The organism is Pelorhabdus sp. sgz311001, assembly GCF_055901755.1.
Window position 1 is genome coordinate 108,884 of sequence record NZ_JBVXUT010000001.1, and the last position, 19,402, is coordinate 128,285.

Genomic DNA, 19,402 nt, shown 5'->3' on the forward strand with positions numbered 1-19,402 from the left:
ATGAGACAGAAGAAACGCTGGCAAAAGGCTTTTGGTCTTTCGCTTATTATTCATGCTGTCATAGTACTGGGAATCGGTTATTTTTCTCCCTTGACGGAAGGCAAGGAACCGGAAGAAAGTTATGTAGAACTTGCTTTAACGGATGCTCCCTTTGAGCGGGAGTTTTATCCTGCTGTTTCTAATGCGGCCGCAGGCGATGCTTTGTCAGCGACTCAAGCGACGGTAGCGACGACCGCGCTGCCAAACAACATAGCCTCTTCTGCGCCTGCCGCTAATGATGCACCTACTGTAGCGGCGACTGGTTCTCTATCCGTATTATCAACGGAAGGAACTGTCGCTGGCGCGTCTGGCAGCAGTTCCAGTGGAGCTGGCGAAGTACAGGGTACGGTGAGTCAGGGAACTGGCAGTTCCGAAACAGCTGGTGCGAGCAGAGGAACTGGTAGCGGAGGCGGCTATAGTCGGCCAGGCGTTTTAGAAAGGGTTTTGCCGCGTTATCCCGAAAATCTAAGAAGACAAGGTGTGGAAGGAACTGTAATATTAAGAATTAAGATTATGACTGACGGCTCGCCAGGCGATGTCACTGTGTCGGCATCAAGCGGCCATGAGGAACTTGATGAAGCGGCGGTGGCTGCAGTATGGCGTTGGCGCTTTACTCCTTCCTATGATCGCGGCAGTGGTGAACCGGTTGTTTGTACGACCTCGCTGCCTGTAAGATTTAGTCTGCATTAAAGCCGAAAGAAGGGGATTACGTTGCAGCGTGCTTTCTATTATATATTGCTGATTTGCTTAATTGTTTTATCTGTGGGGTGTGGCAAAGCGCCTGCCGTTGAATCGCAAAATACAGCGGACGCTTATTCGGTAACCGATAGTACTGGTTATGTTCTTACTCTGCAGCATAAACCTAAGCGGATTGTTTCGCTTACCTTAGGCACCGATGAGATTCTGACGAGTCTAGTTAGCTCTGATCGAATTGCTGCTTTGACTTACTTGTCTGATGATCCTGAGATTTCCAATGTAAGCGGGGCAGCAAAAAATGTTTCCGTAAAAATTAAAGATGCTACGGCAGAAACAATCTTAGCGTTGCAGCCTGATTTAGTGATTATTGCGGACTGGATGCGTCCCGATTTGATTCAGACGATGCGGGAGCTTCATGTTCCGCTCTATGTGTATCATACGCCTGATTCTGTTGCTGAGGTAAAAGCATCCATTCAAAATATTGCCGCAGCAGTGCAGGAACCGGAAAAAGGTCAGGAAATTACGGGAAAAATGGATCGGGATATAGAAAAAATTCAAGGAATTGTTGCTGCTATACCGGAAAATCAGCGGCAAGTCGTTATTTGGGGTTCAATTATGGGGACATCAGGCGGACAAGGGAGCTTATTTGACGATATGTGCCGCTTGGCTGGTGTTCAAAATGGTGCGACACGAATTGGTCTTGGTAAGAATGATTCTTTATCTAAGGAAAGTATGGTTAAAGCGAATCCTGACTTTATTTTGTTGCCTAACTGGAACTTTTCAGGAAAATGGGATGTGAATCAATATCGCTCTGAACTCGAGAATGATCCAGCGCTGCAACCCATTGCTGCGATTAAAAATCATCGGTTAGAACAGGTGCCAGACCGCTATTTATTTACTTCGTCACAGTATGTAATAGATGGAATTCGTGGTATTTTTAAAGCGGCTTATCCGGCTAAACAAGATTCGATTTAACAGCACCAAGCTGGTCAGGCGAAGGGAGAAACTATGAATCGGAGAAAAACTTGTTGTTTGTTTATTGGTCTTATCTTCTTATTGGGAATCGCTTTTATAATATCTTTAATAAGTGGACAAATTGATGTCTCTTTCGCCTCTTTGTTTCATTTGACAACCGAGCAAAGCTCCGTTTTATTTTATATTCGTTTGCCTCGAACTCTGCTCGCCGGTTTAGTTGGGGCTGCGTTAGCTGTATCCGGTGCAGTACTACAAGGTGTCTTTGGCAATCCCTTGGCAGATCCCGGTATGCTTGGCGTATCAGCAGGCGCTTCTTTAGGTGCTGTCATTGCGGTAGCCTTGGGACTGACTGGCGTAAGTTTATTTTACATGCCCTTATTCGCTTTGGCAGGAGCGCTCTTAACTGTGAGTATCATTGTATTTTTAGCTTTTCGTGAAGGTAGAACTTCCGTTATGGTGCTGCTCTTATCGGGAGTTGCTGTAAGTATTTTTCTCAGCGCCTTTACCTCAGGCATTTTAACGTTTATGAACGAGTATCGGCTAAGAGAATTTCTTTTTTGGATGGTTGGCGGTTTGGATTATCGACGCTGGGAGCACGTCTATTTAGCGGTAGGACCGATTTTATTAGGAATCGGCGTCTTATGCCTGATGGCGCGACATTTAAATCTTTTGGTACTAGGTGATGATGAAGCTCGTTCTGTCGGCGTTTCTGTGGCGAAGCTGCGGCTTTTCTTTCTGTTTACTGCTGCGTTTACGACAGCGGCTGCTGTTTGTGTGAGTGGAAATATCGGGTTTGTCGGACTGGTTGTGCCTCACATCATGCGTCTTTTATTGGGGGCGGAACATCGTGTTCTTCTACCGGCATCGGCGCTAGCGGGGGCCTTTTTCTTGATTTTTTGTGATACACTAGGGCGAGTTATCATTCCGCCGATAGAAATTCGTGTTGGCATTATGACAGCACTCCTAGGCGCACCTTACTTTTTGTATCTTTTGCGTCAGACCCAAAAGAAAGGCGGGCTTTTATAATGAATCAAGGGGAAAGAGTTTTACAAGTCCGCGATGTATCGGTAGCACTAACGGGAAAAGCTATTTTATCAAAGATTTCTTTTGCCGTTTCACCAGGAGAATTTATTGCCATTGTTGGACCAAACGGCGCCGGAAAAAGTACTTTGCTTCGAACGCTTCGCCGATTTTACAAAATGCAAGCTGGCGAGATTCTGCTTTTCGACAGTGCACTTGAAAGTTTATCGGAAAAAAAACTTGCTGCTTCTATTGCCTATATGCAGCAAGAGCTTCATTTGGGTTTTGGTTTTACTGTAAAACAAATTGTTTTAACCGGACGGTATCCCTATCTTGCTTGGTGGCAGAACGAAGGCAAGCAAGATCATGAGATTGCCGAAAAATATATGGAGTTTATGGGCGTGAGGCAATTTTCCGATCAACCGATGCAATCCCTGTCAGGCGGAGAACGACAGCGCGTCTTATTTGCGAAAGCATTAGCTCAGGAAACTCCGCTAATTTTTCTTGATGAGCCGACAGCAAATCTGGATTTATTATATCAGGAAGAATTATTTCATTATTGTCAAAGGCTTTGCCAGCAAGGTAAGACGATTCTGCTTGTGGCGCATGATTTGAAGCTCGCGGCTAAGTATTGTTCGAGAATGCTGCTTATGGAAAAAGGCGAGATCATTGCTGATGGAGTACCTGAGACGGTTATTAATGCACATAATCTAGAGGCTACTTACGGTATTCACTCTGCGGTGTTTAAAAATAAGATTACAGGCCATCTCGATATTCACACTTATGCGGCGCCAGCGAAGCGGAACAAAAAAACGGTTCATGTGATTGGCGGCGGCGGTGCTGCAGCGGAAATTATTCGAGCCTTATATGAAGCCGGTTTTTCTATTAGCAGCGGCGTGCTCCATGAGGGCGATACGGATGCCGAAGTATCACAAGCCTTTCACATCGATTGTCTTACCATACCGCCATTTTCCCCCATTGATTCAGAGATGGCTGAACAAAATAAACAAAAAGTTTTAGCAGCAGATGTGGTGATCTTGGCGGATATTTGCATTGGCAAGCAGAATCTAGAAAATCTAAAAGCTTGTTTTTGGGCGCAGGCACTGCTCATTGTCAATGATACGCCCATGGAAGAAAAGGATTATAGCGGCGGCGAAGGCAAGCTGTTGTTTGATAAGCTGTGTGCGCGGTCAACGACTTTGCTATATCATAAGGCGGAATTGATTGCTTCGATTCGTGGGAAAGAAATTAATCACTTTTAGTTGATGATCACAATAGTATGTAAAGGAGGTTCCTATTTAAAAAAGAAGGAGCAGTGTGATTATGAACTATAAACAAGAAAATATTATTGATTGTGTGGGAACGGTAAATATTGTGCTGACCGATCGAGTTGTATTACAGGGGCAGATTATAAAAGACCGTCATCACGATGAACCTGTGAGTATCGATGTAACGGTAGAAAATCAAAATGAATTTATTACAGTAGACTTAACTTGTGATGCCATGATTGTTCGCGATAATGCCGATTTGGAAATTATTACTCCGGCTTTGTATGCAGCGGGAGATCGGGTGCGAGTGAATATTTCTGAAATCGCTTCTATTGGCCCAAGCCACGGTTGTCCTGAGGACGTTGCCAGTGAGCCTGTTTGTGTGGGATAATTTATAAAAAACAGTTGTGAAACTCTCCTGATTCGGTCTAAAAGCTGGAACAGGAGAGTTTTTTTGTAAGTAAAATCAGTTTGTTTTATTGATATTGAAAATCATTATCAACTGTGTTATGCTTATTAAAGTGCATAAATTACTTTGGTTCACTACTTAAAAATAATGAACCTTTGCGAAAGGAATGATTTTATTTTGGCAACTTATAGAGAACCACGCTTTAAGCTTTGCCGTCGTTTTGGCGTAAATATTTTTGGACATCCTAAGGCGCTCAATCGTCTTGAAACAGCAGGCAAGCGAAATAATAAAAAGATTTCGAACTATGGAATGCAGTTATTAGAAAAACAAAAGTTGAAAGCTTATTACGGCGTATTGGAAAAACAGTTTGTTCGATATGTGAAAAAAGCTTTGAATGATCGGGATATTAGTGGACACGCTTTATTAAAAGCATTGGAATGCCGCCTTGATAATCTGGTTTATCGTATTGGCTTTGCCAATTCCATACGCCAAGCTCGCCAGATGGTGAATCATGGTCATATTCGCGTTAATGGTAAAAAAGTTGATATTCCTTCTTATGCGGTTGCAGTTGGTGACGTTATCAGCTTACAGGAAAGGTCTCGTACTAACGAAATGTTTGTCAGCAATTTTCACGATCTCCAATCCTTTAACTTGCCTTATATTGAGAAAAACATGAATGAATTTAGCGGAACATTACTTCGCTTGCCTCAACGGGAAGAATTACCAATTGAAGTGGAAGAAATTCATATTATTGAATTGTATTCGCGCTAAGTATGGATAATTAGCCCTTGCGAGGTGGGAAAATGTGCAAATACAATAGTCCCTATTATTGGGAGGGGACGTTAGCTAGAAAAAAAGATGTATGGCAAAGCCATTTTGATGACAGCGCAGATCCGCGGCAAATGTTATTTGTGAATACGACTTTGGTTGATTATCCGAGGAGTATCTTAGACAATAACTGGGCGTGCTATCCTGACAGCAAATCATTACTAGGTTTTCTGCTATATATGTATTTACCAATGGCTTTTTATTTTATGATACATGAAGAAAATGAAAAGTTATTGATTCCCGTTGCTTCTACTCAGGAATTGTTAGATTCTATTGAAAAACTCTCAAGAGAAGATGCTGCGGCTATGTTTTCTATGGTAGAAGAGTTAGTTAGCTTCTGGTCACTAGATGAGGTCGATTGTCGTAAAGCGCTGCAATGCTTTTGCCAGCGCTTTAATGAAAGTTGGTACGGAGATAAGACAATTTTACATATTGGATTGTTTATGAATACGCAAGAAATTGCGCAGTCTATTTTAGCAGAACAAGAGTTTCCGGAAGTACTGGAAGAAGATATCGGTCTAACCCCTAAACAGCTAACAGAGCTATGTGAAAATTTTTATTCTGATATTTTCCTTCGTAAAACCTTTGTTAAAATTTTAAATAATAAAATTGGCTGCATTATTTAATTTTAAACGAAATAAGAAGAGACTTTACTAGATAAAGCGTAAACAAGCAGAATTTCGGTCAGAAATTTATTCATTGACCGGAATTCTGCTTGTTATTTTTAGAAAAGAATTTTAGCGGCTTCTGAAATCGTGAGTTAAGTGCTAAGTGAATTTATCTTACATATTCTGCGGAGTTTTGTGATTTGAAATATTTATCACAAATTTTCATTGTATAATAATAATTAAGTAGAAGATTCGGTACATAGGATGATGGGAGTCAGATTCAGCCTAAAAGTGTTGTTAGCAGCTCAGATTCTGTGCAGTAAAATAGGGAAGGCTAGGTGATACCTTTGAACGCATTACTCGTCGATGACCATGCATTGATGATGGAGGGAATGAAGCATTTTTTAACCTCTAACGGAATCAAAGTCGTAGGAACAGCCTGTAGTGGTGCTGAGGCCTTATTGCAGTATGAAATGCATCAAATGGAGATCGATATCGTGTTGATGGATATTCAAATGAAAGACTGTGACGGAATAGAGGCTACGAGTATGATTAAGAAGGAGTATCCTCAGGCTAAGATTGTTATGCTAACTGCTTTTGAGGATGAGGATAACCTTTTAGCAGCAGTCCGGGCAGGAGCTGAGGGGTATTTACTAAAAGATATGGAGCCTGAAAGTTTTCTGCAACAATTGTCAAGGCTGGCTGCAGGGGAAATGCCGCTAGCACCGCGCTTAGCCGAGCGGCTGCTTTATAAATTTAGTCATTATCAGGAAGCGTTTCGTGAAGACAGTAATGTATATGAAAAAGAAAAGTCAGCTGATGAGCCGGTAACAGAAAAGCCAGCAAGAGAACTCTCAGAGCGGCAAAGAGAAGTATTGCAGTTGCTTACGCAAGGAATGACTTATCGGCAAATTGGCGATCAACTTGAGCTGAAGGAGGTTACGGTGAAATATCACGTTAGGGAAATTCTCAATAAGCTGCATTTGCCGAACCGAGTTACATTAATTGCCTATACTTTGCGCGAAGGAATGGTGGACGAGGGTTCTCTGCCTTCCTAATTCGTTCGGTTTTTATTGGTGATATATACTCCGGCAATGACGGCGATTCCGCCGAATACAACGAGGGGACTTATGGTTTCTTTTAGCAGCCAGACGCCTGCGGCTAAGGCAAATAAGGGACTCGTATAGTAGAATGAAGCGGTACGGACTGCGCCGATTATTTCAATACCGTGGTACCAGCTATAGTAGGCGTAAACCGAGCAAAAGACTGCGAGGTATAGCAACGCTCCGACTGTTTGCATACTGATATTAGCGACTTGATCGAATACGGATATGGGGTTAAGGGGATTTGGAATACAAACAACTGGTAATAGCATGATGGCGCCAAAAATCGTGATATAAGCGACGGCGGTAAAGGGGGAATATTTTGTCATAATTCTCTTGCCATAGAGAGTAAAGATGGCCCAGACTGTTGCATTTAGTAGCATAAGTACATCGCCTAAAATTGTTTCGGAAGCAAATAATGTCAAGAAGTTTCCTTTGCTGATCACCAGGCTTACACCGAAAAAAGCAACGAGAATTCCGCCAATGGTATTACGATTGATTTGTTCTTGCTGTAAAATCCCGCTGGCTATAGTGGTCCATACTGGACTTGTTGCTAGTAGCAGTGAAGCATTAATTGATGTTGTATAAAGTAGACCTGTGTATTGAATATAAAAATAAGAGGTAATGGCCATAAATCCCATGACAATGAGTTGCGGGATATCTTTTTTGTGAACCCTTGCTTTTTTTAGCAGCAAAATCAAGGCGAATAAAATGGCTGCAACAAGAAATCGCAGGCCCGCTAAATTTAAAGGCGTTAATTCATAGAGTCCTATTTTGGATATAGCAAAGGACGTTCCCCATAAAAAAGCAACGCTAATAAGCGATAAATAGATACCTAGGTTCTTATTTTTTAACATAATCTATCCTCCCAGTAGGTTCGTAGGTAGTGCAAGTTTCTATAAAAGATGATATCATGAAAAAAATATCTTTGTGAAATTGAACCTTTTAATAGTAACAATTCATTTTTATGATAGGTGGCGTACTCTATGGAATTTCGGCAGTTACATGCGTTTTTAACAGTGGCTAAAACTGCTAATTTTTCTCATGCGGCTGAGGTATTGGGATATGCACAGTCGACTATTACTACGCAAATTCAGCTGTTAGAACGAGAATTAGATACTAAGCTGTTTGATCGCTTAGGAAAACAAGTGGTTCTAACAGACCAAGGCAATTGTTTTTACCCCTATGCACAACAGGTAGTTTCTTTATCGGCAGAGGCCAAGGCAGCGCTAGCAAGTTCTCGTGTAGTGAGCGGAAAAATTACGATAGGTGTGCCGGAATCACTTTGTGCGACCCGTTTGCCGAAAGTGTTGCAAGAGTATGGTCAGCGTTATCCGCAAGTAAAAATGGTATTGAAAATGGGATCCTATACAGATTTTACATATATGCTTAAAAATAATTATATTGATGTAGCGCTGTTTTTTCAGCGGGAACAAACTCATCTAAGTTTGATAACTGATACATTGCTGCCTGAGCCGATTGTGGCTGTCGCAGCAAATCATCATTCGTTTGCTTCTCGGAAAGGGCTTAGAGCAGTTGATTTGACTGGTCAAACCATTATATTAGCGGAACCTGGTTGCAGTTACCGGATTATACTGGAAGAGATACTAGATCGAGAACAGATTGAGCCTGAAACCATATTAGAAATCGGCAGTGTGGCGGCGATGGCACAATGTGCTGTTAGTGGTTTAGGAATTGCCTTCTTGCCTCGCGTAGCTGTCGAAAAAGAATTAGCCTCAGGAGCGTTAGTTGATTTACATTGGACTGGAGAAGAATTTGATACGGTCATTCAGGTTGCTTATCATAAGGATAAGTGGCTTTCACCAGCACTTCAAGCTTTTTTAGGGGTTCTAGCCAAGAAAATAGTTGAAACTCTGTAAGATGGCACTGCATCGTTTGAAAAAATATATAGCTGGTTTTAGGGGCTTTTTTAAAGGAGCAGAATTATGGAATCGTTTTATCTTGTATTAACGCAGTTAGAAATGTTTAGCGTTATGGTGACGTTAGGCATTATCGGCGTCAAGACAAAGGCATTAACGGAGCAATATTTGGGCGATTTATCAAAGCTGATTATGCGGCTGATTCTGCCTGTTATGATTTTTCATAAATCAATCAATGGAGCGACGCGTGCTGACATGTTTTCTTGTTTGGTGGAAGTGATTTTGGCAACCGTGTTTATGTACGTACTGCTTTTTTCTAACGGTGCTTTGCTAAAACGGCTGTTTTCATTACAAGGAAATTATGGACGTGTTTTTCAGGCTTCAGCTATGTTTGGCAATGTAGGCTTTATCGGAATTCCTTTAATTCTTGGTATTTTACCGGAACGCGGTATGCTATATATGGCCTTGTTTAGTATTATTGATCAGCTGTTTCTATGGACGATTGGCTTTTATTTGACATTGCCGGAGAAGCGACTCGAGCAAAGTTCTTTCGCAGCGAATCTGAAAAATATAGCAAATCCCGCTATGCTAGGAATCGTGCTGGCCATTTTGTTTATTCTCATGGATTGGAAGTTGCCTGTGACGTTAAATAAAGCACTCGGCGTAGTGGGCGATGCTACAACGCCGTTATCGCTCATTTATATTGGCGGTACTTTTTGTTCTTGTAATGTGCGAAAATTTCTCGTGAAATTTGAATACTATGCTATTGTTGCCACAAAAATGATCGTACTTCCGCTCATTATTTTTTATGCTTTACGTGTCTTTCAAGTGCAGCCTGAAATTATTACTTTTATTACGACTCTTGCGGGCATGCCTTGTATGGCCGCTATTGCTATGTTTGCGCGAGTGAATCAGTCTGATGAAGCAGGGGCCGTAGGCGCTATTATGATTTCGACAATTCTTTGTTTGGTTACTTTACCTTTGGTATCTTATCTAACGAGTTTTTAGGAACAAAACATTTTCCACTTGAGAGTGTGTTTCGTGGTTTAGAAGGAGGGATGTACCATGACTTTATTCGATTTTGTACTGCGCATTGCTCTAGCATTCTTTTTAGGAGCTTTTATTGGTATGGAAAGACAGTGGCGGCAGCGAATGGCTGGGCTTAGAACCAATACGCTTGTAGCCACAGGATCAGCCTTATTTGTGATGCTGTCCGTGATGACCGTCAATGATTCCAGTCCTAGTCGAATTGCGGCGCAAGTGGTATCAGGGATTGGTTTTCTTGGCGCTGGCGTGATTATGCGCGATGGACTCAATATTCGCGGCTTAAATACGGCAGCTACCTTATGGTGTTCGGCAGCCATCGGCACAATGACTGGCGCCGGTTTTTTGTTGGAAGCAGTAGTTGGCGCTGGCTTTATTCTTCTGGCGAATACGCTGCTCAGGCCGTTAGCGCAACGTGTTAACAAAACGCCGCATAGCGAAACCGAGGAAGAACTGGAGTATCGCATTGATGTGACGTGTCGACGAGAATTTGAAGCGCAAGTGAGGATTTTGCTGTTACAGGAGATTAATGAAGAAACTTTAATGCTTCATGCGTTGAAAAGCGAAAATGTAGATGACCAAGTACGTGTCGTCGTAACAGCTCACTTATTAAGTATGGTGGGCCGAACCGATCATGCTGTAGAGAAAATCGTCAGCCATATTTGTTTAGAGGCGGGTGTTACCGCCGTTTCCTGGAAGGTGATTGCCAATGAGCGAGTTTAATTGGTTTGCCTTCTTTCTTTTCCATTGCCAGAAGCCCGAGAGAGTCATATAATAGCAGATATGAGAAGAATAGCAGATATGAGAAGAATAGCAGATATGAGAAGAATAGCAGATATGAGAAGAATAGCAGTTATGAGAAGAATAGCAGTTAGGGAGATGCTTTTATGGCGCAAGATATACCGGAAGGTCGTTTAGCAAAACGAAAATCAAAACGGAAACGAAACTGGTTGTTTGTGATTTCGTTTTTTCTTTTAGCTTTTGTTGTTGGCGTCGGCGCTGCTTATTTTTGGGCTGACGATACAGGTCAATCGGTTATAACGCGAGTGGTGCCAGACTTAGGCACTGGAAAAGTCAATATTTTAGTACTGGGCGTTGATGAACGTGATGATGATGTCGGACGTTCTGATACAGCCTTTGTCGTGACAATTGATAAGGATCAAAAGAAAGTTACCATGCTTTCCATTCCCCGTGATTCAAGAGTCAAAATTCCCGGACACGGCTGGGACAAAATGAATCATGCCTATGCGTTTGGCGGTGTGAAGCTTTCCAAAGCGGCTGTAGAAGGCTTAATAGGCATTCCGATTGATCATACGGTTACGATTAATTTTAATGGCTTTGTTCGTATGATTGATGCCATCGGCGGAGTTACGATTGATGTAGAAAAAGCAATGCACTATTCCGATCCCTATGATGACAACGGTGGGCTCTATATTAACTTACAGCCGGGTGTACAGCATTTGACTGGTAGGACAGCCATTGAATATGTGCGATATCGCGATGAAGAAGGCGATATTGGCAGGGTAGCCAGACAACAAAAGTTTTTAAAAGCGGTTATGCAGGAATTTACCAATCCTCAGATTATTACGCGGCTACCCGAACTTGTGAAGGAATTTTCTAAGGCAGTCCGCACCGATATGTCGTTAGGCGAAATGGTCAAGCTGGCTCCGATCGTGGATCAGGCTGCAAAATCTGGTTTGGAAACGGCTTGGGTAGAAGGAACGCCGCTATGGATACAAGATGTGAGCTACTGGTTACCTGATATTAAAGGGCTTTGGACCAAAATCGCTCAGATACAAGGAATTCCTATGGATGAAAAATATCGTCAGGCTATGGAAAAGGAAGCAGCTGAGTATAGCCAGTCCGTGCCTAAGGAAATCAAAGTGGCCGATACCCCTGCCGTTGTAAAAAGAAGCGTGCAACAACAGACTGCGGCAACAACCAAGAAAGCATCTGACGAAAAGGCTAAAGAGAAAGTCAGCGGGGCTAAGGTAGCATCAAGTAATTTGAATGGTAAAACTTCCGCCAGTCAGTCGCTGGAGACGAGTGAGACAGGAACAGGTGAGACTGGGACGAAGAGCAGCAGTGACGAAAAAACTGCTGGTAAGTAACTTTAATAGCATAACAAAGCCGGATGAACTGCTAGTAAGCAGTTTAAGGGCTGTTTCATTAAGCGAGTTTTTTGCTTAGTGAAACAGCCCTTTTTATGTTTTCTTTATGGGTTTACTGGGAAGTTTTAGCCCTTTTTTATATGGCCGATGCTAAGCTAAATACAAGGAATGAATCACTACAAGGCAGGTCGAGATAAGGAAGCAGAGCTAAAGGAGGCAGTAATATGGGGGATTATTTATTGAGCGGGATTGTGACTATGGGATTGCTTGTTTATCTTGTATACGTCTTACTAAAACCGGAGGAATTTTAATATGAACAGCGATGTGCTTTTGTTTGCGAGCTATATAATTTTACTGCTGTTACTAGCAGTGCCATTCAGTCTTTATATTACAAAAGTATTTACCGACAAGCCCACTTTTCTCGATTGGTTTTGCAGGCCCCTAGAAAGGCTGATTTATAAAGCGGCGGCGATTGATCCGGCGCAGGAAATGAATTGGAAAGAATATGGCAAAGCGTTGCTATGGTTTCATTTACTTAGCTTTTTGGCTATTTTTATCACCGAATTAGTGCAAGAAGTTCTGCCGCTCAATCCGGCGCAGCAAAGTAACTTGTCGTGGGATTTGGCGCTAAATACGGCGGTCAGCTTTATTACGAATACGAACTGGCAAGCCTATGGTGGCGAGTCAACGATGAGCTATTTTACACAGATGACAGCCTTGACGGCACATAATTTCCTTTCTGCTGCTACAGGACTTGCTGTGGCCATGACACTGATTCGCGGCCTGATTCGCAAGACAACGGACAAGATTGGAAACTACTGGGTGGATATGGTTCGTGGTACTTTATGGATTCTGTTGCCTGTATCCATTCTGTTATCGCTGGTGTTTGTCCAACAAGGCGTGATTCAAAACTTTTCATCTTATGTGACGGTAACGACGATCGAAGGCAGTTCGCAAACGATTGCCATGGGTCCTGTAGCATCGCAGGAGGCCATTAAACTGCTCGGGACAAACGGCGGTGGCTTTTTTAATGCTAACTCAGCTCATCCCTTTGAGAACCCCACAGCTCTTACTAATTTTTTGCAAATGCTGGCGATCTTTTTGATTCCCGCCAGCCTTGTCCTTGCTTTTGGCCGAATGGTCGGCGATCTTCGGCAAGGAAAAGCCATTTTAGCGGCGATGCTGCTCTTGTTTCTCTTATTTCTTGGTGTTCTCTATACGAGCGAGTTCTATGGCAATCCTAATATTGCTAATTTGGGTGTGGCCGCGCCAAACAATATGGAGGGTAAAGAAGTTCGCTTTGGTTTAGGCGGATCCGTTCTCTTTACGGCGATTACGACAGCCGCTTCTTGCGGCGCCGTGAATGCTATGCTGGATAGTTTTACGCCGCTTGGCGGTATGATTCCCATGATACAGCTTATGTTGGGCGAAGTGGTTTTTGGCGGTGTCGGCGCTGGGTTTTACGGTATCATGTCCTTTGTGATTCTCACGGTTTTTATCGTGGGGCTTATGGTCGGGCGGACGCCGGAATACCTCGGCAAAAAGATTGAAGCGCCTGAGATGAAGATGGCGGTACTGGCCGTGCTGATTCCTTCCATTTGCATTTTGCTGGGCAGTGCTACTTCGTCAGTCCTGGATGTGGGAGTTGGGGCCATTAATAATAACGGTCCCCATGGACTCAGCGAAATCCTTTATGCCTATGCTTCAGCATCAGCGAACAATGGCAGCGCCTTTGCCGGACTTAACGCCAATAGTCCCTTTTATAATTTGACATTAGCAGCGGCTATGCTGCTAGGACGATTCGGTGTAATCTTCCCCATTCTAGCTATTTCTGGCAGTCTGGCTGCAAAGAAAGTATCGCCTGTAGGGCCTGGTACCTTCCAGACCCATGGCTGGCTTTTTGTACTACTCTTATTTGCCGTCATTTTGATTGTCGGCGCACTCACTTTTTTTCCGGCTTTAGCGCTAGGCCCGATTGTCGAGCATTTATTAATGCTGCAAGGGCAGCTATATTAAGGAGGCATTCCTATGGATAATAAATTAAAAGTCAATCAAGCCATGGTGTTTACTGCCATAGGGCAAGCCTTTGCCAAACTTGACCCGCGGGTGCAGGTGAAAAATCCCGTCATGTTTATCGTAATGGTTGGCTCCCTAATGACGACTGCTATGCTGTTGCGCGATATGTTCGGCGGTGCTCTTAATGATATTCGCTTTGAAGGGCAAATTGCTTTATGGCTTTGGTTTACCGTGCTCTTTGCCAACTTCGCCGAAGCGCTTGCCGAGGGCCGGGGGAAAGCCCAGGCGCAGGCCCTGCGGAAAACCAGGACTGATACGAAGGCCAAACGATTTTGCGGTGACAAGGTCGAACTTATTTCGGCGGCTGCGCTGCAAAAAGGCGATCTTGTGCTTGTCGAACCAGGTGATATTATTCCTAGCGACGGGGAAGTCATCGAAGGCATTGCCTCTGTTGATGAAAGTGCTGTGACTGGCGAATCAGCGCCAGTCATTCGCGAATCAGGCGGCGATAAATCTTCGGTCACAGGCGGAACGAAATTACTCTCAGACTGGCTCAAGATTCGTATTACAGCAAATCCCGGCGAAACCTTTCTCGATCGCATGATTGGTCTGGTGGAAGGGGCGAAGCGCCAGAAAACGCCTAATGAAATTGCCCTGACGATTTTGCTTGTGGGTCTTTCTATCGTATTTTTGATTGCTGTAGCGACGATTGAACCCTTTGCCATCTACTCATCGACGACGATCTCTGTGATTGTATTGATTGCGCTGCTTGTTTGCCTGATTCCGACAACCATTGGCGGATTACTCAGCGCCATCGGTATCGCTGGCATGGATCGACTTTTGCAGCACAACGTGCTGGCCATGTCCGGTCGGGCTGTAGAGGCGGCAGGCGACATTGACGCCTTGCTTCTTGATAAAACCGGAACAATTACCCTGGGAAATCGCATGGCCGCCGAGTTTATTGCCGCGCCAGGCATTGAATCAGAAGAATTGGCTGATGCCGCGCAGCTATCTTCGTTGGCTGATGAAACGCCGGAAGGACGTAGCATTGTCGTTCTGGCCAAGCAGCTTTATAACATTCGCGAGCGGGATATGGAACAGTTGCAGGCTCTATTTATTCCCTTTACAGCACAAACTCGCATGAGCGGTGTGGATTTTGGCGATGCGAAGATTCGTAAAGGGGCCATGGATGCGATTCGTCGCTATGTGGAAGGGCTTGGCGGTCTTTTTCCGGATCAGGTCCAAGCGGATTGCGCCAGAATTGCCAAAGGTGGCGGGACGCCTTTGGTGGTAGCGGAAAAGGCGCGTGTTCTTGGCACGATCTACTTGAAGGATGTTGTAAAAGGCGGCATGAAAGAGCGTTTTACTGAACTGCGGAAAATGGGCATCAAAACAGTAATGATTACAGGTGATAATCCTCTAACTGCAGCAGCGATTGCCGCCGAGGCGGGAGTCGACGATTTTCTGGCAGAGGCTACACCAGAAAATAAATTACAATTAATTCGTGAATATCAGGAAAAAGGAATGCTTGTTGCTATGACGGGCGATGGCACGAATGATGCCCCGGCTCTGGCGCAAGCTGATGTAGGGGTTGCCATGAACAGCGGAACCCAGGCGGCCAAGGAAGCGGGGAATATGGTCGACCTTGACAGCAATCCGACAAAACTTATTGAAGTGGTGGAAATCGGTAAGCAGCTGTTAATGACGCGCGGCGCGCTCACAACGTTCAGCATCGCTAATGACGTAGCAAAATATTTTGCTATTATTCCCGCCATGTTTATGAGCGCCTATCCCGTGCTGGGTATTTTAAATATTATGCAGCTTGCTACGCCGCAGAGCGCGATCTTGAGTGCTGTTATATTCAATGCCTTGATTATTGTGGTATTGATTCCGCTGGCCTTGCGAGGCGTAAAATATGAACCGTTAGGAGCCAGCGCGATACTCAAGAAAAACTTACTACTCTATGGCTTTGGCGGCTTGCTGGTTCCCTTTGTGGGCATAAAAGCGATTGATATGCTGCTTGTCTTATTCGGTCTTGTCTAAAGGAGAAGGAGGTTATTTGTATGGTTAAGCAATTTGCGAACGCTTTGTTGCTGCTGATTGTGCTTACACTTATTACGGGAGTTGGCTATCCCTTGCTGATTACCGGGGTTGCACAGGCTTTATTTCCCACGCAAGCCAATGGTTCTTTCCTTGCTAAAGAGGGTAAGCTGATCGGATCTTCTTTAATTGGTGAAAATTTTACTAAGCCCGAATATTTTCACGGTCGGCCATCGGCCGCCGGGGATGATGGCTATGATGCCGCCAATTCGTCGGCAAGCAATTTAGGGCCTACTAGTGAAAAATTAATCAAAGGAATTGCTGTAAAAGCCGCTGATTTTAGAACAGAGAATCACTTGGCGGACGATGTGAAAATTCCGGCTGATGCGGTTATGGCATCGGCAAGCGGTCTTGATCCTGATATCTCAATAGAAAACGCTTATTTGCAGGCAGCGCGTATTGCCGCGGCAAGAGGAATTTCCGAAGATACGGTGAAAAGTATTATAAATAAACAAATTGAAGCGCCTCATCTTGGCGGATTTAAAGTCAACAAGGTGAATGTATTGAATTTAAATGTAGCGCTTGACGGAGTCTCGTCAAACTATCCATAATAAACAGATGCTAGGCAGTTATCGGATTTTTCGGTAACTGCTCTTCCTATATACATAAAAATTTATTTATATAGGTGAGGGAGGAATTTTGTGGGGAACCATTATGATATACGGCGCGACCCCGAAGCGTTGTTAAAAAAAGCAAGTAAGGAAAAACGCGGCAAGCTTACTGTTTTCTTAGGGGCTGCTGCTGGGGTAGGTAAAACGTATGCGATGCTCGAAAGCGCTCAAGAACGGCTGCGTGAAGGGACTGATATCGTTATTGGCTGGATTGAAACCCATGGCCGCCAAGAAACGGAGGCCATGCTTTCTGGCTTGCCGTGTCTTGAGCCGCAGTCAATAGAATATCGCGGTAAAATACTGCAAGAAATGAATCTTGATGCGATTTTACAGCGGAAGCCTGAGCTTGTTTTAGTCGATGAACTGGCTCATACAAATGTGCCTGGCTCGCGTCATGTACGCCGTTTTCAAGATGTCGAGGAATTGTTAGCTGCAGGCATTCATGTTTATACGACACTAAATATTCAGCATATCGAAAGTTTAAATGATATTGTGGAACATATTACGGAAGTTAAAATCAGAGAGACTGTTCCTGATTCTATTTTAGAAAATGCTGATCAAGTTCAACTCATTGATATTCCGCCGGATGATTTGTTGAAGCGGCTCAAAGAAGGCAAGATTTATTTACCGGGACAGGCCGAAAGAGCGCTCCAAAATTTTTTTCGTCCCGGCAATATTAATGCTCTCCGGGAAATGGCGCTGCGGTTTACGGCGCATCGCGTCGATCAGCAGCTGAGTGAGTATATGCAGGATCATGCGATCGAAGGCCCTTGGCCCGCAGGAGAAAAAGTGCTTGTCTGTGTCAGCGCCAGCCCTTTTTCGGCTCATTTAATCCGTGTGGCTAAACGCATGGCCGCAGCGATGAAATCAGATTGGTACGCGCTGCATATTGAGACAGCTCATAACCCGACACTAGGCGATCAAGATCGCGAGCGTTTGCGTCAAAACCTTCATTTGGCAGAAGAACTAGGCGGCAAAGTGATATCCGTATCGGGACGCGATATGGTGGAAACGATGCTTGCTTTCGCCCATCAGGAAAATATTACTCATATTGTAATTGGCAAGCCTCTGAAAAATCGTTTTTGGGAATGGCTTCGCGGCGGCGCCGTTGTGGATCAGCTCATTCGGCAGAGTGCCGGCATTCAGATCCATGTGATTCAAGGCAAAAAATCGTTAGAATATGTTCCCAAAGTAGAAACCTTGAAAAAGAAGCAAAGCTTTTCTTGGCGATACTATAGCGGCGGTATTCTCATGATGCTCATCAACACTCTATTTTGCTGGTTTATGCCGCAGCTCGATTTAGTGAATGTGGCGATGCTGTACTTACTTCCGGTACTACTAAGCGCCGCTTGGTGGGGGCGAGGTCCATCATATTGTACGGCGGCCTGTACAGTTGTGGTTTTTGATTTTTTGTTTGTGCCGCCTATTTTTAGTTTTAATGTTCTTGATATTCGCTATATCTGGACTTTTATTATTTTCCTTTGTGTTGCTTTTATTGCTGGCGGACAGACGGAAAAACTTCGTAATGAAGCGCGTTTTGCCGAGCAACAGGAACGGCGGATTCGCGTACTCTATGAATTTAGTCGTGAAGTCGCTGCCTTAGTGGATCTAGAGGCGATTATTCGTCGCCTGGCTGTGACAGCCGCTGAAGCCTTGGAGCGAGGCGTTATTGTATTTTTGCCCAATGCGAAGGGACAGCTGGAAATTGTTTCACAGGCTGGGCTGAATGAAACCATAGAAAATATGTCCAGTGAAACAGGCGTGGCTCTGTGGGCCTTTGAGCATGGTCAATTGGCGGGAAGATCCACGGAAACGTTACCGTCAGCTACATTTCTGTATTTGCCCCTAAGGACACGCGGCCGCACGCTCGGCGTTCTAGGCATTCATGTGGTAGAAAAAAATATTACGCCAGAACAGCGGCGTTTGATCGACGCTTGGGGAGCTATGGCCGCTATCGCCATTGAACGGGTACAATTGGCAGCGGAAGAACAGAAAGCGGCGCTGCTAGCCGAATCGGAACGCTTGAGCATGGCTTTATTAAATTCTATTTCGCATGAGCTTAAAACTCCATTAGCTACTATTCTTGGCTCAGTCTCAACGCTGCTTGATCGAACCATTTCTCTCTCCGCTGAAATTCAAGAGGAATTACAAAATAATATTAAATCAGGCGCCATGCGGATGGAACGAATTATTAACAATTTACTCGATACGGCTCGACTAGAAAGCGGTACAATGAAAGTAAAAAAAGATTGGTGCGATATACAGGATATTATCGGTGCTGCTTTGCAAAGACTAGATGAAAATTTGCAAGAGCGACAAATTACAATTCAGCTTGAACCGGATATTCCTTTGTTTCGCGGTGATAGTGTGTTACTAGAACAAGTACTAGTTAATCTAGTGGATAATGCGAATAAATATTCACCGCTCAATGAGCCGATTGAAATTACCGCGGCAGTAGATGATAAAAAATTGCTGGTAGCTGTGTCTGATAGCGGTAAAGGAATTGCTACCGAAGATTTAGAACACGTCTTTGCGAAGTTTTATCGCGGCAAGGCGCAAAAAAGTGTTGCTGGTACGGGCCTTGGCCTTTCTATTTGCAAAGGCATCATCGAAGCCCATGGCGGCGAAATATGGGTTGTAAATCGCTTAGATAAGGGAAGTCGTTTCGTCTTCACCTTGTCGTTGGAGGGATAA

The 19,402-nt window shown here is 44.0% G+C and carries 18 protein-coding genes; 17 read left to right on the forward strand and 1 reads right to left on the reverse strand.

The window, feature by feature from the left end; all coding sequences use genetic code 11:
• The 8 genes from AC0MXB_RS00675 (at position 1) to AC0MXB_RS00710 (ending at position 6,901) form a co-directional block, all read left to right on the forward strand.
• Positions 1-729, forward strand: a complete 729-nt coding sequence (locus AC0MXB_RS00675) for an energy transducer TonB (RefSeq protein WP_474037496.1) — start codon at positions 1-3, stop codon at positions 727-729.
• A 21-nt stretch (positions 730-750) separates the two neighbouring features.
• The gene (locus AC0MXB_RS00680; protein ID WP_474037498.1) at positions 751-1,710 is read left to right on the forward strand and encodes an ABC transporter substrate-binding protein; all 960 of its coding nucleotides are present in this window, start codon (positions 751-753) and stop codon (positions 1,708-1,710) included.
• Positions 1,711-1,743: 33 nt separating this feature from the next.
• Positions 1,744-2,736, forward strand: a complete 993-nt coding sequence (locus AC0MXB_RS00685; protein ID WP_474037500.1) for a FecCD family ABC transporter permease — start codon at positions 1,744-1,746, stop codon at positions 2,734-2,736.
• Positions 2,736-3,992, forward strand: a complete 1,257-nt coding sequence (locus AC0MXB_RS00690) for an ABC transporter ATP-binding protein (protein ID WP_474037502.1) — start codon at positions 2,736-2,738, stop codon at positions 3,990-3,992. The genes AC0MXB_RS00685 and AC0MXB_RS00690 overlap by 1 nt, the downstream gene beginning before the upstream one ends.
• Positions 3,993-4,053: 61 nt before the next feature.
• On the forward strand, positions 4,054-4,389 hold the full coding sequence (locus AC0MXB_RS00695) for a hypothetical protein (protein WP_474037503.1): 336 nt from the start codon (positions 4,054-4,056) through the stop codon (positions 4,387-4,389).
• 195 nt (positions 4,390-4,584) lie between these two features.
• Positions 4,585-5,178, forward strand: a complete 594-nt coding sequence (gene rpsD, locus AC0MXB_RS00700; protein WP_474037504.1) for a 30S ribosomal protein S4 — start codon at positions 4,585-4,587, stop codon at positions 5,176-5,178.
• A gap of 32 nt (positions 5,179-5,210) precedes the next feature.
• A complete protein-coding gene (locus tag AC0MXB_RS00705) occupies positions 5,211-5,861 on the forward strand; it encodes a hypothetical protein (protein WP_474037505.1) in 651 nt (216 codons plus the stop codon).
• Between the two features lie 320 nt (positions 5,862-6,181).
• A complete protein-coding gene (locus tag AC0MXB_RS00710; RefSeq protein ID WP_474037506.1) occupies positions 6,182-6,901 on the forward strand; it encodes a response regulator in 720 nt (239 codons plus the stop codon).
• Here the strand turns inward: AC0MXB_RS00710 and AC0MXB_RS00715 are convergent.
• Positions 6,898-7,803 (reverse strand): DMT family transporter, encoded by a 906-nt coding sequence (locus AC0MXB_RS00715; RefSeq protein ID WP_474037507.1) that lies wholly within the window; start codon positions 7,801-7,803, stop codon positions 6,898-6,900. The two genes, AC0MXB_RS00710 and AC0MXB_RS00715, sit on opposite strands and share 4 nt — an antisense overlap.
• Positions 7,804-7,932: 129 nt before the next feature.
• On the opposite strand from AC0MXB_RS00715, the gene AC0MXB_RS00720 reads away from it, so the two are divergent.
• The 9 genes from AC0MXB_RS00720 (at position 7,933) to AC0MXB_RS00760 (ending at position 19,402) form a co-directional block, all read left to right on the forward strand.
• Positions 7,933-8,826 (forward strand): LysR family transcriptional regulator, encoded by an 894-nt coding sequence (locus AC0MXB_RS00720; RefSeq protein WP_474037508.1) that lies wholly within the window; start codon positions 7,933-7,935, stop codon positions 8,824-8,826.
• Positions 8,827-8,892: 66 nt separating this feature from the next.
• Positions 8,893-9,834, forward strand: a complete 942-nt coding sequence (locus AC0MXB_RS00725) for an AEC family transporter (protein ID WP_474037509.1) — start codon at positions 8,893-8,895, stop codon at positions 9,832-9,834.
• A gap of 57 nt (positions 9,835-9,891) precedes the next feature.
• On the forward strand, positions 9,892-10,593 hold the full coding sequence (locus AC0MXB_RS00730; RefSeq protein WP_474037511.1) for an MgtC/SapB family protein: 702 nt from the start codon (positions 9,892-9,894) through the stop codon (positions 10,591-10,593).
• Between the two features lie 164 nt (positions 10,594-10,757).
• Positions 10,758-11,981, forward strand: coding sequence for an LCP family protein (locus AC0MXB_RS00735; protein WP_474037512.1), 1,224 nt, complete (start codon positions 10,758-10,760; stop codon positions 11,979-11,981).
• A 224-nt stretch (positions 11,982-12,205) separates the two neighbouring features.
• On the forward strand, positions 12,206-12,292 hold the full coding sequence (gene kdpF, locus AC0MXB_RS00740) for a K(+)-transporting ATPase subunit F (RefSeq protein ID WP_474038719.1): 87 nt from the start codon (positions 12,206-12,208) through the stop codon (positions 12,290-12,292).
• A 1-nt stretch (position 12,293) separates the two neighbouring features.
• Complete coding sequence (gene kdpA, locus AC0MXB_RS00745; protein ID WP_474037513.1) at positions 12,294-13,997, forward strand: potassium-transporting ATPase subunit KdpA; 1,704 nt, start codon at positions 12,294-12,296, stop codon at positions 13,995-13,997.
• A 12-nt stretch (positions 13,998-14,009) separates the two neighbouring features.
• The gene (gene kdpB, locus AC0MXB_RS00750; RefSeq protein WP_474037515.1) at positions 14,010-16,040 is read left to right on the forward strand and encodes a potassium-transporting ATPase subunit KdpB; all 2,031 of its coding nucleotides are present in this window, start codon (positions 14,010-14,012) and stop codon (positions 16,038-16,040) included.
• A gap of 20 nt (positions 16,041-16,060) precedes the next feature.
• Positions 16,061-16,648, forward strand: coding sequence for a potassium-transporting ATPase subunit KdpC (gene kdpC / locus AC0MXB_RS00755; RefSeq protein ID WP_474037516.1), 588 nt, complete (start codon positions 16,061-16,063; stop codon positions 16,646-16,648).
• Between the two features lie 90 nt (positions 16,649-16,738).
• Entirely contained in the window at positions 16,739-19,402 is a 2,664-nt protein-coding gene (locus AC0MXB_RS00760; RefSeq protein ID WP_474037517.1) for an ATP-binding protein, read from the forward strand.

Bases quoted from the DNA above. Each gene is read 5' to 3' on its own strand.
- AC0MXB_RS00675 (WP_474037496.1), top strand. From the start codon at position 1: ATGAGACAGAAGAAACGCTGGCAAAAGGCTTTTGGTCTTTCGCTTATT.
- AC0MXB_RS00685 (WP_474037500.1), top strand. From the start codon at position 1,744: ATGAATCGGAGAAAAACTTGTTGTTTGTTTATTGGTCTTATCTTCTTA.
- AC0MXB_RS00690 (WP_474037502.1), top strand. From the start codon at position 2,736: ATGAATCAAGGGGAAAGAGTTTTACAAGTCCGCGATGTATCGGTAGCA.
- AC0MXB_RS00695 (WP_474037503.1), top strand. From the start codon at position 4,054: ATGAACTATAAACAAGAAAATATTATTGATTGTGTGGGAACGGTAAAT.
- AC0MXB_RS00705 (WP_474037505.1), top strand. From the start codon at position 5,211: ATGTGCAAATACAATAGTCCCTATTATTGGGAGGGGACGTTAGCTAGA.
- AC0MXB_RS00715 (WP_474037507.1), bottom strand. From the start codon at position 7,803: ATGTTAAAAAATAAGAACCTAGGTATCTATTTATCGCTTATTAGCGTT.
- AC0MXB_RS00720 (WP_474037508.1), top strand. From the start codon at position 7,933: ATGGAATTTCGGCAGTTACATGCGTTTTTAACAGTGGCTAAAACTGCT.
- AC0MXB_RS00725 (WP_474037509.1), top strand. From the start codon at position 8,893: ATGGAATCGTTTTATCTTGTATTAACGCAGTTAGAAATGTTTAGCGTT.
- AC0MXB_RS00730 (WP_474037511.1), top strand. From the start codon at position 9,892: ATGACTTTATTCGATTTTGTACTGCGCATTGCTCTAGCATTCTTTTTA.
- AC0MXB_RS00735 (WP_474037512.1), top strand. From the start codon at position 10,758: ATGGCGCAAGATATACCGGAAGGTCGTTTAGCAAAACGAAAATCAAAA.
- kdpF (WP_474038719.1), top strand. From the start codon at position 12,206: ATGGGGGATTATTTATTGAGCGGGATTGTGACTATGGGATTGCTTGTT.
- kdpA (WP_474037513.1), top strand. From the start codon at position 12,294: ATGAACAGCGATGTGCTTTTGTTTGCGAGCTATATAATTTTACTGCTG.
- kdpB (WP_474037515.1), top strand. From the start codon at position 14,010: ATGGATAATAAATTAAAAGTCAATCAAGCCATGGTGTTTACTGCCATA.
- kdpC (WP_474037516.1), top strand. From the start codon at position 16,061: ATGGTTAAGCAATTTGCGAACGCTTTGTTGCTGCTGATTGTGCTTACA.